This is a genomic window from Arthrobacter sp. LT660 (assembly GCF_056172845.1).
The window spans coordinates 408100-422401 of sequence record NZ_CM149651.1 but is presented as its reverse complement, the minus strand read 5'-3'; the positions used below and the strand labels follow the sequence as shown (position 1 = coordinate 422401).

11 protein-coding genes and 1 tRNA gene are annotated in these 14302 nt (G+C 67.9%); 5 read left to right on the top strand and 7 right to left on the bottom strand.

The features are described from left to right. Nucleotides 1–85 precede the first annotated feature (85 nt). A complete protein-coding gene (locus AC0QSG_RS01965; RefSeq protein ID WP_475376481.1) occupies nucleotides 86–763 on the top strand; it encodes an IMPACT family protein in 678 nt (225 codons plus the stop codon). An 8-nt stretch (nucleotides 764–771) separates the two neighbouring features. Beyond that, nucleotides 772–1926 carry a class I SAM-dependent methyltransferase gene (locus tag AC0QSG_RS01960; protein WP_475376480.1) on the top strand — a complete coding sequence of 385 codons (1155 nt, stop codon included), beginning with the start codon at nucleotides 772–774 and terminating at the stop codon, nucleotides 1924–1926. Nucleotides 1927–2048: 122 nt separating this feature from the next. Here AC0QSG_RS01960 and rpsA read toward each other — a convergent pair whose 3' ends face one another. From rpsA to polA, 3 genes are all read right to left on the bottom strand, one after another. Continuing rightward, nucleotides 2049–3515 (bottom strand): 30S ribosomal protein S1, encoded by a 1467-nt coding sequence (gene rpsA, locus AC0QSG_RS01955; protein ID WP_435726030.1) that lies wholly within the window; start codon nucleotides 3513–3515, stop codon nucleotides 2049–2051. A 225-nt stretch (nucleotides 3516–3740) separates the two neighbouring features. Beyond that, complete coding sequence (locus tag AC0QSG_RS01950) at nucleotides 3741–5018, bottom strand: GNAT family N-acetyltransferase (RefSeq protein ID WP_475376479.1); 1278 nt, start codon at nucleotides 5016–5018, stop codon at nucleotides 3741–3743. A gap of 16 nt (nucleotides 5019–5034) precedes the next feature. Beyond that, nucleotides 5035–7668 (bottom strand): DNA polymerase I, encoded by a 2634-nt coding sequence (gene polA / locus AC0QSG_RS01945; protein ID WP_475377261.1) that lies wholly within the window; start codon nucleotides 7666–7668, stop codon nucleotides 5035–5037. Nucleotides 7669–7753: 85 nt separating this feature from the next. On the opposite strand from polA, the gene AC0QSG_RS01940 reads away from it, so the two are divergent. Then, entirely contained in the window at nucleotides 7754–8233 is a 480-nt protein-coding gene (locus AC0QSG_RS01940; protein ID WP_475376478.1) for a hotdog fold thioesterase, read from the top strand. Here the strand turns inward: AC0QSG_RS01940 and AC0QSG_RS01935 are convergent. Then, entirely contained in the window at nucleotides 8230–10383 is a 2154-nt protein-coding gene (locus tag AC0QSG_RS01935) for a bifunctional polysaccharide deacetylase/glycosyltransferase family 2 protein (protein ID WP_475376477.1), read from the bottom strand. The genes AC0QSG_RS01940 and AC0QSG_RS01935 overlap by 4 nt on opposite strands. A 357-nt stretch (nucleotides 10384–10740) precedes the next feature. Between AC0QSG_RS01935 and arfB the strand changes: the two genes are divergently transcribed. After that, complete coding sequence (arfB, locus tag AC0QSG_RS01930; protein ID WP_435726026.1) at nucleotides 10741–11163, top strand: alternative ribosome rescue aminoacyl-tRNA hydrolase ArfB; 423 nt, start codon at nucleotides 10741–10743, stop codon at nucleotides 11161–11163. Here arfB and AC0QSG_RS01925 read toward each other — a convergent pair. Both AC0QSG_RS01925 and AC0QSG_RS01920 read right to left on the bottom strand, forming a co-directional pair. Beyond that, nucleotides 11160–11720 (bottom strand): dihydrofolate reductase family protein, encoded by a 561-nt coding sequence (locus tag AC0QSG_RS01925; protein ID WP_475376476.1) that lies wholly within the window; start codon nucleotides 11718–11720, stop codon nucleotides 11160–11162. The genes arfB and AC0QSG_RS01925 overlap by 4 nt on opposite strands. Nucleotides 11721–11787: 67 nt before the next feature. After that, nucleotides 11788–11868 (bottom strand) — tRNA-Leu (locus tag AC0QSG_RS01920). A gap of 163 nt (nucleotides 11869–12031) precedes the next feature. Between AC0QSG_RS01920 and AC0QSG_RS01915 the strand changes: the two genes are divergently transcribed. After that, nucleotides 12032–12634, top strand: a complete 603-nt coding sequence (locus tag AC0QSG_RS01915; protein WP_435726024.1) for an ANTAR domain-containing response regulator — start codon at nucleotides 12032–12034, stop codon at nucleotides 12632–12634. A 122-nt stretch (nucleotides 12635–12756) separates the two neighbouring features. On the opposite strand, the gene pyk is transcribed toward AC0QSG_RS01915, so the two are convergent. Beyond that, the gene (pyk, locus tag AC0QSG_RS01910) at nucleotides 12757–14289 is read right to left on the bottom strand and encodes a pyruvate kinase (RefSeq protein ID WP_435726023.1); all 1533 of its coding nucleotides are present in this window, start codon (nucleotides 14287–14289) and stop codon (nucleotides 12757–12759) included. Nucleotides 14290–14302 lie beyond the last annotated feature (13 nt).

Genomic DNA, 14302 nt, shown 5'->3' with positions numbered 1-14302 from the left:
GTCTCCCCACGATCCCCCCACGCGCCATTCTCGCACCACCTCCACCGGCGAACAATGGGCCTTCCGCCGCCGCTAGGCTTGAGCAGTGACTGCCACTGAAAGCCGTGCGACGGCGTACACAACGGTCGAGGGCGACCACGTGCACGAAATCGTGGTCAAGCGGTCCCGGTTCGTCACCCACCTGCGCCGCGTGGAGACCGAGGACGCGGCCCGGGATGTGGTCGCCGAACTCCGCAAGACCCACTTCGACGCCCGCCACCACTGCAGCGCGTACATACTGGGTCCCGACCGCATGGCCATGCGCAGCAACGACGACGGCGAGCCATCCGGCACCGCCGGCGTCCCGATGCTCGACGCACTCGCCAAGCGCGAAACGGCTCCGGACACCGCCGGGCTCTCCGACACCGTCGCCGTCGTGGTCCGCTACTTCGGCGGGGTCCTGCTCGGCGCAGGCGGTCTGGTCCGCGCCTATTCCGAATCGGTCTCCGCGGCGCTGGACGGCGCCGTCCTGCTGCGCCGCCAGCGGATGTGCAGCTACGGCATCGACGCGCACCACGCCGACGCCGGCCGGCTTGAAAACGAACTCCGAGCCGCCGGCACCACGGTCCTGGGCACCGACTACGGACCCTCCGGGGTGACCCTGCGCATCGCGCTGCCCGACGACGCCGCCGTTCTGGCTGGATTCAACGAGCGGCTCGCGACGCTGACCGCCGGTTCGGGACGGGCCGTGCAACTGGGAACCGACTGGGTGGACCTGCGGTGAATGATCCGATGCCTGCCGGCCTTGTTTTCACGGCGCTGCGCCGCTGGCCCGACGCCGAGGCCGAAAACCTACAGGCGCACGACGCGGCGGACCGCCTGCTGCTGCACACCGCCGCCGAAACCGGGCGGCTGGCAGCCCCGGGAAAGGTCGTGGTCCTCAACGACCACTACGGCGCGCTGGTATTGGGCGCCGCCGCACTGGGCGCACACGGTTTGCGCGTCCACCAGGACGGGCTCTCCGGGGTCCGCGCACTCGCGGCGAACGCGGACCGGCTGCTGCCCGGGCTGCCCGCCGATGCGTACCGCCAAGAGGCGCTGGGTCCGGCACTGCTTGCCGGAGCCACGCTCGTCGTCCTTCAGCTGCCGCGCTCGCTGGACGCCCTCGAGGAGTTCGCCGGGATGGTTGCCGCCCACGCGGACCCCGGCGTCGTGCTGCTCGCCGGAGGCCGGGTCAAGCACATGACCCGCGCGATGAACGACGTGCTCGGACGGCATTTCGCGTCCGTTTCGGCAGGGCTTGCCCGGCAGAAGGCCCGGGTGCTCACCGCCGCGTCGCCCCGGCCCGCCACCGAACGTCCCGCCGACCGCTTCCCGCTGACATCGGCCCACGACGTCGGGCTGCCCGCGCCGCTGACGCTGTGCGCCTTTGCGGCCACCTTCGGCGGCGCCAAGCTCGATCCGGGCACGCGATTGCTGCTTCCCCTGCTTGCGGGTGCCCGACCCGCGCAACGGGCCGTGGACCTGGGCTGCGGGAACGGCACCATCGCCGGCTATCTGGCCCTTGCCCGGCCCGACCTGCGGGTGCTGGCCTGCGACCAGTCGGCCTCGGCGGTCGCCTCCACCGCGGCGACGGCGGCGGCAAACGGCGTCTCGAACCGGGTCGAGGCGGTGCGCGACGACGGGCTGTCGGCGCTGGCGGACGGCTCCGAACAGCTGGTCGTGCTGAATCCGCCCTTCCACATGGGGAACACGGTCCATGCGGGGATCGCTCTGAAGCTGATCGCCGAAGCCGGCCGGGTGCTGGCCCCCGGCGGCGAACTCTGGTGCGTGTGGAATTCTCCCCTGGCCTACCGCCCGCACCTGCAGAGACTCGTCGGCCCCACGCGGCAAGTAGCCCGGAACCCCAAGTTCACGGTCACGGTTTCCACGCGGCCGCAGGCCTAGCCGCTCCACCGCGTCTCCCCCGACGATCTGCCGGCAACGAACGAGGGCCCCCTCGCCTTTCGGCGTGGGGGCCCTCATTCGTGTTACGTCAGTCGGCGCGGGCGCCGTCTGACGCGGACTGCCTAGGCGCCGGTGAGCTTCTCGCGCAGTGCGGCGAGAGCCTCGTCGGAAGCCAGCGTGCCGGCGTCCTCGGCCGGAACCTCGGAGGAGTAGCTGGTCGAAGCGGACTCGCCGCCACCCTCGGTGGCCGCAACGTCCTCGGCGGCGTGCTGCGCGACCTGCTTCTTGTGCGCTTCCCAGCGGGTCTGGGCGTCGGCGTACTGCTGCTCCCAAACGGCGCGCTGGGACTCGAAGCCCTCGAGCCACTCGTTGGTCTCCGGATCGAAGCCCTCGGGGTACTTGTAGTTGCCCTCTTCGTCGTACTCCGCGGCCATGCCGTAGAGAGCCGGATCGAATTCGGAACCCTCGGGATCGACACCGTCGTTGGCCTGCTTCAGCGACAGGCTGATGCGGCGGCGCTCGAGGTCGATGTCGATGACCTTGACGAACAGCTCGTCGCCCACGGAGACAACCTGCTCGGCCAGCTCGACGTGGCGCACGGCCAGCTCCGAGATGTGCACGAGGCCCTCGATGCCGTCCTCGACGCGGACGAACGCGCCGAACGGAACCAGCTTGGTGACCTTACCCGGGACAACCTGGCCCAGTGCGTGCGTGCGGGCGAAGGTCTGCCACGGATCCTCCTGCGTCGCCTTGAGGGACAGCGAGACGCGCTCGCGGTCCAGGTCCACCTCGAGAACCTCGACTGTGACTTCCTGGCCGACCTCGACAACCTCGTTCGGGTGGTCGATGTGCTTCCAGGACAGCTCGGAAACGTGCACCAGGCCGTCGACGCCGCCCAGGTCCACGAAGGCACCGAAGTTGACGATGGAGGAAACGACGCCGGGACGGACCTGGCCCTTTTCCAACTTGTTGAGGAACGTGGAGCGAACCTCGGACTGGGTCTGCTCGAGCCATGCGCGGCGGGAAAGGACCACGTTGTTGCGGTTCTTGTCCAGCTCGATGATCTTCGCTTCGATCTGCTGGCCGATGTACGGGGCCAGATCGCGCACGCGGCGCATCTCGACGAGGGACGCGGGCAGGAAGCCGCGCAGGCCGATGTCGAGGATGAGGCCGCCCTTGACCACCTCGATGACGGTGCCGGTGACGACGCCGTCCTCTTCCTTGATCTTTTCGATGTCGCCCCAGGCTCGCTCGTACTGAGCGCGCTTCTTGGAGAGGATCAGGCGGCCTTCCTTGTCCTCCTTGGTGAGGACGAGAGCCTCGACGTTGTCACCGACGGCGACGACTTCGCCCGGGTCGACGTCGTGCTTGATGGAAAGCTCGCGGGAAGGAATGACACCCTCGGTCTTGTAACCGATGTCGAGCAGAACTTCATCGCGGTCGACCTTGACGACGACGCCCTCGACGAGGTCCCCATCGTTGAAGTACTTGATGGTGGCGTCGACGGCTGCGAGGAAGTCTTCAGCGGTACCGATGTCGTTGATGGCGACCTGCGGGGTACCAGTCTTCTCGTTGGAGGTGATGGTCATGTAGTAGGGGCTCCGATGTGGATAGTCTCTGATGGGTCGGGCAGCCGGAAGTCCCGGCATATTCCGAAATATTGGATTCAACGCACGATTTCCGCGCGCGACAGCGCGCAGGACATGCCCGACCAGTCTAGCCGCTTACGGCAACGGCGGTCAAAGGACACCGGTCGCCGTCGCGGGAGTTCGCCCGACGGCGGTCGTTCCCGGCGCCCGCCACTCGAACCGGCACTAGAAATGTGTGATGCAGTACGGCGGCGCGCCCATTGCGAACATGCGGTCGATCAGTTCCACGGACGCCTCCGAGGCGCCGGGAAGCCGTCCCGCGGCGGCGAGGGTCGCGGCGGAGACACCGCCCAGAAACAGCGAGCCGAGCACGTCGACGGGAACCACGGCGTCGACGGGCGCGTCCGCGTCCAGCCGTTCCACGGTGGCCCGGCCACCTTCGGCGGCGACACGAATCCGTCCCGAGGCGATATCGAGCGGGTCGAGAACCTCCAGCGCGCAGGTGCCGTCCGTCGGCCAGGCGCGCGCCGCCAGGGCGGCGACCGGATCCAGCACCCGCAGCCACAGCACGTCCTCCGCCCCCTTCACGGCATATCCGCGGCTGTCCGCCATGGACCATGGCAGCGGATCGTCCTCCGCCGCCGCGCTGAACACGACGCGCTCCACCAGGTCCACAGAGGCCAGGTACCGCCAGAGTTCCCGGTAGGCATCGTCGGTCGCGGCGACGAGGTCGGCGACCTCCAGCGTGCGCGGCTCCTTGTCCCAGCCGGCGAAACGGTAGCTGACGTAGCCGTCGGCGGCGCCCCCATCCGCGTAGTGCACGGCCGCGCGCAACCCCCGGTCCAGCTCCGGCTTGTCGCGGCCCCACGTTCCGGACACCCTCATGGCGTAGGCGCTCTGGCGTCCCACGGAGCCGGTGGTCCGGGCGTGGAATCGGGAGAAGACCTCGGGTGCGAGTTCGCGGAGGGTCCCGGGCTCGGCGACCTCGACGGTCCCCGTGGCGTGGGCGCGGAGTCCGAACCGCTCGCGGACATCCACCTCCACCTCGCGGGCGAAGGTGGCCGCGCCGAACCCGAAACGGCCGTAGATCGTGGCCTCGGAGGCGGTCAGCGCGGCCATCGCGCGGCCGTTGGCGGCCGCCCAGCGGAGATCCTCCGTCATCATCCGGCGCAGAATGCCCCGCCTGCGGTGCGTGGCCCTGACCGTCACGGCCGTGATCTGATGCGTGGGCAGCATGCGCCCGCCGCCCACATTCAGGTCGTTGGCGAGGGTGGCGTAGGTCGCGACCGGGACACTGGGGTCCCAGACGCCGGGACGCGTCTCGTCGTCGTAGGCTCCCCACAGCGTTCGACCGTCTTGGATGTAGGAGCGCGCAAATGCCGCGGTGTGCGCGGGTTCCATGCCTGAATCGAGGAAGCCGAAATCGACGGCCCCGAACCATCCAAGCGTTCGGGCGTCGGGCTTGTCGCCGTCAACGCCAGGCGGAAAACGCTCGATCCTCATGCCGATCTCCTTCGAGTTAGTGGCCGGCCTGGTGCCAGTCTGCGCCGATTCCGACGGACACGTCCAACGGGACGGACAAGCTGGCGGCGGCCCCCATGCGCTCGCGCACCATCGCACCCACGGCATCGAGTTCGCCGTGGGCGACCTCCAGCACAAGTTCGTCGTGGACCTGCAGCAGCATGCGCGATTTCATGTCACCCTCGCGCAACCCCGCCTCCACGCCCAGCATGGCCCGCTTGATGATGTCCGCGGCGGACCCCTGGATGGGGGCATTGAGGGCTGCGCGCTCGGCCATGTCGCGGAGTTGCCGGTTGTCACTCGACAAGTCGGGAAGGTAGCGGCGACGCCCCTCGATGGTTGAGGTGAATCCATCGATCCGCGCCTGGTCGACGACGGAGCGCAGGTAGTCGCGCACGGCTCCGAAACGCGTGAAGTAGTTCTTCATCAGCATCCGGGCCTCGTCGACGGGGATGTTCAGCTGCTTGGAGAGACCGAAGGAACTGAGCCCGTAGGCCAGACCGTACGACATGGCCTTGACCTTGGAGCGCATCTCGCCGCTCACGTCCCCTGGATCGACGCCGAAGACCTGCGCGCCGACGAACCGGTGCAGGTCCTCGCCCTCCCGGAAGGCCTGGATCAGCGCCTCGTCCCCCGAGAGGTGCGCCATGATGCGCATCTCGATCTGCGAGTAGTCGGCTGTCAGGAGCGTCTCGAAGCCGTCCCCGACGACGAACACCTCGCGGATGCGCCGTCCGGCCTCGCTGCGGACGGGGATGTTCTGCAGGTTCGGGTTCAGGGAGGACAGCCGGCCGGTGGCCGCCACCGTCTGGGCGTACGTGGTGTGGATCCGTCCGTCTTCGGCCACTGCCCTGCGCAGGCCCTCGACGGTCTGTCGCAGCTTGGAGGCGTCGCGGTATGCCATGAGGGCCGCGAGGAACCCGTGTTGGGTCTTGGCCAGCAGGTCCGCGAGGGAATCCGCGTCCGTCGTGTAGCCCGTCTTGATCTTCTTCGTCTTGGGAAGGTCCAGCTCCTCGAAGAGCACCACCTGGAGCTGCTTCGGGGAACCCAGGTTCACCTCATGCCCGATGGCCTCGTAGGCCGCGGCCGTGGCACTGTCGATGGTCGTGGTGAAATCCGCCAGCAGGTCGTCCAGCTTGCCGGTGTCGATGGCGATCCCCGTGCGCTCCATGTGCGCCAGCACGGACGACAGCGGCAACTCCATGTCGCCCAACAGCGTGGCGGCTCCCCGCTCCAGCACCTGGCCCGCGAGGTAGACGCTCAGCGTGCGGATCACGTGTGCGGCGCGTGCGGCGGGCAAAGCCGCCCCCGAATCCCCCAATTCGAGCGAGAGCTGGCCGCTGTCGGCGGGCTGGGTGGCATCGAGTGCGATCCGCAGGTGGTACTGGGCGATGTCCGCGAGATCGTGGCTGCGTCGGTCGGGTTGAATCAAGTACGCGGAAATCATGGTGTCGTCCACGACCCCGTTGAGTTCGATCCCGCGCTCGAAGAGTAGCTTGTACCCGGCCTTGAAATCGTGGAGTGCCTTCTTGTAGTCGTCGGACGACAGCACCCTGGCCAGGGCCGACTCCGTTTCGGCGTCCGCTAGCTCCAAGTCGGCGTACGCCGTGGCGTCGTCGGAGGCGAAGGCGATTCCGACGGCGTCGGCGCCGCCCGGCGTCGTGGCCACGGTCGCCAGATGGACGCCGAGGGTGTGGGCGCCGTTGCGGGAGAACCACGAGTCGACCGCCTTGGGGGTGTCCAGCATCGTCGGTTCCGGCACCTCGGCCTCGTCCTCGTGCTCCGCCTCGTCTTCGCCAAACAGGTCGAAGAGGCGCTTGCGCAGCGTGTTGAACTGCAGCGCGTCGAAGAGCTCCTCGATGGCCTCCCGGTTGGGGCGGTCGAGTTCCAGGGCCTCCAGCGTGACGGGCAGGTCCAGTTCGCGCAGGAGGTGGTTGAGGCGGCGGTTGCGCTTGACGTTCTCGAGGTGCTCCCGCAGCGACTCCCCCGCCTTGCCCTTGATGTCCGCGAGGTTCTCGATGATGCCCTCGAGACCGCCGTATTGGTTGATCCACTTGGCGGCGGTCTTGGGCCCGACTCCGGGAACGCCCGGCAGGTTGTCCGCGGTCTCCCCCACCAGCGCGGCCAGGTCCGAGTAGCGTTCCGGACGGACGAAGTACTTGGCCTCGACGGCGTCGCCGTCCATGGGCGGTATGTCCGAAACGCCCTTCTTCGGGTAGAGCACCGTGGTCTTCTCGGTGATGAGCTGGAAGGCGTCCCGGTCGCCCGAGACGACGACGACCTCCCACCCGGCGGTTTCCCCGCGCCGGGCCAGCGTCGCGATGATGTCGTCCGCCTCGTACCCGTCGGACGTGATGGTCGGGATGTTCATCGCCTCCATCACCTTCTGGATGAGGTCGATCTGCCCGTGGAACTCCTCGGGGGTCTTGTTCCGGCCCGCTTTGTACTCCGTGTACTGCTCGGAGCGGAACGTGGGGGTATCCAGGTCGAAGGCCACTCCGACGTGCGTCGGGGACTGGTCTTGGATCATCCGGATGAGCATCGAAACGAAACCATAGACCGCGTTGGTGTGCTGGCCCGTGTCCGTCGCGAAGTTCTCGGCGGGGAGGGCGTAGAAGGCCCGGAAGGCCATGGAATGACCATCGATGACAAGGAGGCGTTGCGCGCGGGGGTCCTCGGTTTTGGTTGATTGGCTCACGGGTGCCAGCCTAGTTGCCATGACGGACAATTTCACAGGCGTGCACCCTGCCCCGGCCAACCCCTTTGAAAGCCAGCTCGCGGCGCATGGGGTGCCGGCGGAGATACACGCTCGGTTCGCGGCGTACGGTGTCGGAACGCTGGTTCAGAAGCTCGGGATCGTGTTCACCGAACTCGCCGTCGGGCGCGTCGTCGCCACCATGCCGATCGAGGGCAACCAGCAGGTGGCGGGGATCCTGCATGGCGGTGCCAGCGTTGCCTTGGCGGAGACGCTGGGTTCCTTCGCCGCCGCCCTGCACGGCGGCGACGACAGGCGGCCGGTCGGCGTCGACATCTCCGCGACCCACCACAGGCCGGGCATCTCCGGCTTGGTGACGGGCGTCTGCACGCCGATCCACTTGGGACGGACCATCACCACCCACGAGATCGTCATCACCGAAACGAACGGCAAGCGCGTGTGCACCGCGCGCATCACCAACATGCTGTTGGACGCGCGCTAGCCTTCGCCGGCCGGGACGCGGAGGCTGCCGTACCTCTCCATCCGGTGCCACCGCAGCCGGACCCCGGCCAGCGCGGTGACCACCGACTGGATCACCACGAGGTACATGAGTTGCCGGTAGACGAATTGCTGGAGCGGGAGCGTCCACAACGGCCGAAGCGGCTCGCGGTCAAGCCGGAACGCATAGGCCGCCATGGCGAACTGGACCAGGAGGAATCCGATCCACAGGGCGGCAATCCGGAGCGGATCCAGGAAAACCAGACCGTAGATGGCGAAGACGTCGACAACGGGAGCGAACAACGGAAGCAGCACCTGAAGCACCAGCAGGTACCCGAGGCCCCTCCTGCCCAGCTTGCCGGACGCGCCGCGCTGCAACACGGCGCCACGATGCTTCCACATGGCCTGCAGGGTGCCGTAGCACCAGCGGTAGCGTTGTTTCCAAAGGGCGCCGATGCTGGCAGGCGCCTCCGTCCAGGCCCGTGCGGCGTCCTCGTACACCACCCGCCAACCGGAGCGGCACAGCGCCATGGTGAGGTCGGTGTCCTCGGCGAGGGTGTCGGCGCTCACCCCGCCGACGCCGGTCAGGGCTTCGCGGCGGAAGGCCCCGATCGCCCCGGGAACGGTCGGCATGCATTCGGCGACATCGAAGAGGCGGCGGTCGAGGTTGAAGCCGACGACGTATTCGATGTGCTGCCAGGCGCCGAGGATGCCGCCCCGGTTCGCGACCTTGGTGTTTCCCGAGATCGCGCCCACCCGCGGATCGGCGAAGCGCTGGACCAGGACGTGGACGGTGTCGGGTTCGAAGACGGTGTCGCCGTCGACCATGACCACGAGGTCGTAACTGGCCGCGGCCAGGCCGGCGTTCAAGGCGGACGGTTTGCCACCGTTCTCTTTCCGGATGACACGGACGCCGGGCAAATGGAGATCGGCGACGGCGCCGGCCGTGCCGTCGGTGGATCCGTCGTCCACGACGATGATCTCCACCGGATGCGTCGAGGCGGCGATGGACCTGACCGCGGCCTCGATGCCCGCCGCCTCGATGTAGGCGGGGACGATCACGGTGACCGGTTCCAACACCTCGGCGCGAAGCGGCAGCTCGAACCAGCCGCGCTCTATCTCGGTTTCGCGGTTGTGCCGCACGGCGCGGCTGTGCCGGGCCGCAACACCGACCACGAGCAGGACACGCACGAGTGTCACCACTCCCGCCACGACCAGTGCCCACGCGATGGCCGTGACCACCACATCGGTGAACCAAACGCCCCAGAGAAGGGCCTTTCCGGCCAGGGTGTCCCCTAACGGCGCCGGCCCCTCGCTCTCAACTCCGATCGAGTCGCCAACAGTCGTGAAGCGTTGGCCCGACTCCTGTTGTCCCGCCAGCACCGAAGAGAGCGCGGCGACGGTCTGGGACCTGTGACCGCCTCCGTCGTGCAGGAGGACCACCTGTCCCCCTTTGCCGGAGTCCGTGATCTGGTCGGCGATCGCCGTCGGACCGGGGCTCAGCCAGTCCCCGCTGTCGATCGTGCTGAGGACGGTGAGGTACCCCTCGTCCCCGGCCGTCTGCATGGCGGACCATTGGCCGTCGGTGACGGACGCGTTGTCGGAGACATACGGGGGCCGCAGCAGGGACGGCGAGCTGCCCGTGATCCCCGCAACCACCTTCTGGGCACCCCGGATCTCGAGTTGGCTCCTCCAGAGCGGAGACCCCGCGAGATCGGTGTGCGTCAGCGTCTGAATGCCGATTTCATGCCCCTCGGCGGCCATGCGTCGCACCAGATCCGGGTGCTGGATTGCCGCGGTACCCGTCACGAAGAAGGTCGCGTGGGTCCCGTGTTCGCGCAGCACGTCGAGGATTCGGGGCGTCCACAAGGGATCCGGTCCGTCATCGAACGTCAACGCGACGTCGCCGGCGGACGCGTCCGCGGTGCGAACTCCGCTTCCGCGGGGATCCACCACGGGTCCGCCCTCCAAGACTGCCCGGGGGACGCTCCCGGCCCTGGCTTCCGCCGTAGGGACGGGCTCGCCAATCCCGGACAGGTGGCTCATGTACCCCTGCACGGCCAGTGCCAGTCCGAGCGTCAGCACCAGTGCCATCATGAGGAACCAGTGCGCCCCGACTCCGATGGCACGGGCGGCGCCGCGTCCCGAATTCACAGGCGTGTGGGCGCCATGAAGGTCGCGCGAGCCGTCGGGGCCGCCGGTGCCGTCGATGTGGGTCCGACCGCATCGTCCGCCGCGCGCGGAAGCGCCGGCGCCGCGACGGTCGACCCGCCGAGGAATGCGACCAGAAGAAGGACCACGTACGCCACGACAAGTCCCAGGGCAACCACACCCAACGTCCTGAGTCTTCGCAGTCGTCGACCTGTTGGGTCGACGAAGATCGGACCATGCGGTGGGGTGGAGGCGTCACGGACAGGCGTTTCGGTGGCAACTGGCATCGCTGCTCCACCTTAGGCGACAGCGGCGAATGTAACAAAAGCATCACAGACAAACTCGTGCAACGCTGGTGGCATGGACCTCGAGGTGACGACGGCACTCACGATTCCCGCCGCCGAACTGAGCTGGCGCTTTTCGCGCTCATCCGGACCGGGCGGACAGCACGTGAATACCTCCGACAGCCGCGTCGAACTCTCTTGGAGCATCGCCGAATCCACGGCGTTGGGCAGCGGCCAACGGCACCTGCTGTTGACGCGCCTCGAGCGTCGCCTCGTCAACGGCACCATCACGGTGACGGCCGCGGAACAGCGTTCCCAGCTGCGCAACCGCGAGATCGCCAGAACCAAGCTGGCCCAACTGGTGGCCGAGGGGCTTGCGCCCGGGCCGGCCCGCCGCCGCGCCACGAAACCGACCAGGGGCTCCAACCTCCGCCGTCTCGCCGCCAAGGAACGTCGTTCGGCGACCAAGCGCCAACGCAGGCGCCCGCCGGGCGATTAGAAGGTGCGGCCCCAGGTGGCGGGCTTGACGACGTCGTACCGCGTCTCGCGCACGCCGCCCCCGTGGTCGACCATCGAGGTCTCCACGAGCGTCGCTTGACCACGCATGGCGAACAGCGGCCGTCCACCGCCGAGGATGACGGGCATGCTGAAGAGGATGAACTCATCCAGCAGTCCCGCGTCCACAAACTGCCCCGCCAGCGATCCGCCGCCGACCACCCAGACGTCCTTCTCCCCCGCGTCTTCGGCGATATCGCCCACCCATTCGCCGACGTCTCCGCGGATGAAGGTCAGGTCCGCCCCGGGAAAGGCGGCCAATTCGCGGTGCGTGAAGACCCACGTGGGGATCCCGGCGTACGGCCAACCGTCCTTAACGTTCGCCAGCATCCAGCTGTAGGTGTCGGCACCCATCGCCAAGGCCCCGACGCCGGCCATGAAGTCGGCTATCACCGAATCCTGGGTGGGGAAATCGACGTCGAAGAGCCATTCCAACGAGTCCCGCTCGTCGGCAATGTAGCCGTCGGCCGATGCTGCCACGTAATACCTGTTGCGAGCCATGGGACTATCCTAGGGGCGGATATCCCGCCGGCAACGGCCGGCTGCACGGCCGTTCTCAATACCCTTGTGCCCGAGGTGGGACTTGAACCCACACGCCTTGCGGCGCCGCATTTTGAGTGCGGTGCGTCTGCCATTCCGCCACTCGGGCCAGCGCCGCCGAATAGGCCATACACGGGTCTTTTGACGGACCGGCGCGCCATGGTCGCTGCGGAGGCGTTGCGGAAAACAACTCTACATGCCGATAGGCTGGAGTCAGAATCCGTTCCAACCCACGCCCGGACACACCGCGGGCAGCCAGGAGCAAGAAAACAATGACGGAAATTACCCCCGAGCCGTCGGGTGCCCCCGCGCGCCGCGTTGTGGTGGCCGAGGACGAGACGCTGATCCGACTCGATATCGTGGAGATCCTCCAAGGCGAGGGCTACGAAGTCGTCGCCGAGGCGGACAACGGTGAGAAGGCCGTCGAGCTGGTGCGCGAGCACCGCCCGGACCTCGTGTTGATGGACGTCAAGATGCCGGTGATGGACGGCATCACGGCCGCCGAAACGATCGTCAAGGAGCGCATCGCCCCGGTCGTGCTGCTCACGGCATTCAGCCAGAAGGAACTCGTGGAGCGCGCGCGCGAGGCGGGCGCGATGGCGTACGTCGTCAAGCCCTTCACGCCGAACGACCTCATCCCGGCCATCGAGATCGCGATGTCCCGCCACGAGCAGCTCGTCGCCCTCGAGAAGGAGGTCGGCGACCTTCAGGAGCAGTTCGAGACGCGCAAGCTGGTGGAACGGGCAAAGAGCGTCCTGACGACGAAGATGGGCCTCTCCGAGCCGGAGGCCTTCCGGTGGATCCAGAAGACGTCGATGGACCGGCGGCTGGGCATGCGCGAAGTCGCCGAAACTATCATCAACCAGGTCAAGTAGGCCCGACCGGCACCTGCCCCATCCTCGGCGCGATGGGGCCGCGCGCGGCACAAGGGAGGCGGACCCCGCGGGGTCCGCCTCCCTTGTTCACCGGCCTCGGATGCCGAGGTCCGTCGTTCGTGCTAGGGCTGCTCGCCCCGCATGCGCGTGACCATGTCGTCGACGGCTTGCTCCTTGGTCCTCCAGGGACCGACCTTCTCCCGGTTCGGCGTCTGCTGGCCGTCGTACAGCTGACCGGCATCGGCGATGTCGCCCACGCGGTGGATGCGCAGCGAGTTCGTCGAACCCGCCTGCCCCGGAGGGGAACCGGCGGCGATGCAGACCAAGTCGTTGATCTGCGCGATTCCCTCCTTCTGCAACGCCTCGTCGACCTGCGCGGTCATCTTGTCCGTGTGGTCGGCATAGTCGACCAACCGGGGCTGGATGCCCCAGAACAGCGTCATGATGTTGTAGGTGTGCTTCAACGGCGTGAACCCGAGGATCGGCTGCTTAGGCCGCAACCGCGAGAGCCTCCGCGCGGAATCGCCGGACTGCGTGAACGCGACGATGAACTTCGCGTCCAGCTGGTCCGCGATGGCGACCGCGGCGCGCGTGATGGCGCCACCGCGGGTCTTCGGGCGGCTTCCCAGTGGCGGTATCCGCTGCAACCCGTGGTCCTCGGTGGCCTCGATGATCCGGGCCATCGTCTCCACCGTTTCGATCGGGTACGCGCCCACGCTGGTCTCGCCCGAGAGCATGACCGCGTCGGCCCCGTCGAGGACGGCGTTGGCGCAGTCCGAGGCCTCGGCGCGTGTCGGCGTCGGACTCTCGATCATGGACTCGAGCACCTGTGTGGCGACGATGACCGGCTTGGCCCAGCGCCTGGCGAGCTCGATGGCACGCTTCTGGACCAGCGGCACCTCCTCCAGCGGCAGTTCGACGCCGAGGTCGCCGCGGGCCACCATAATGGCGTCGAAAGCGTCGATGATCTCCTCGAGCGCATCCACCGCCTGCGGCTTCTCGACCTTGGCGATGACCGGCAGCCGCCGGCCCTCCTCGTCCATGATCTCGTGGACCCGGGTGATGTCGCTGGCGTTGCGGACGAAGGACAGCGCGATCATGTCGACGCCGGCGCGGAGCGCCCAACGCAGGTCGTCCTCGTCTTTTTCGCTCAGCGCGGGGACGTTGACGGCCACGCCGGGGAGGTTGATGCCCTTGTTGTTGGACACCTCCCCGCCAACGATCACCTCGGTCACGACGTTCCGCTCATCGACCTCGACGGCGCGCAGTGCGACCCGTCCGTCGTTGACCAGAAGCCGGTCGCCCACGGCCACGTCCTGCGGGAGGCCCTTGAACGTGGTCGAGCAAATGTCCTTGGTGCCCTCGATGTCGTCGATGGTCACCGTGAACCGGTCTCCCACGGCGAGCGTGTGCGGCCCGTCGGCGAACCTGCCGAGGCGGATCTTCGGCCCCTGAAGGTCGGCGAACACGCCGACCGGGCGCCCGAGTTCCTCCGAGGCCTGCCTCACGTTGGCCAGGTTCTCGGCGTGGGTGGAGTACTCGCCGTGGCTCATGTTGAGCCGTGCGACATCCACTCCCGCCTTGATGACCTGAAGGGTCTTTTCGTACGTGCCGATTGCCGGGCCGAATGTCGCCACAATTTTTGCGCGTCTCATTGCGTCAGCCTAT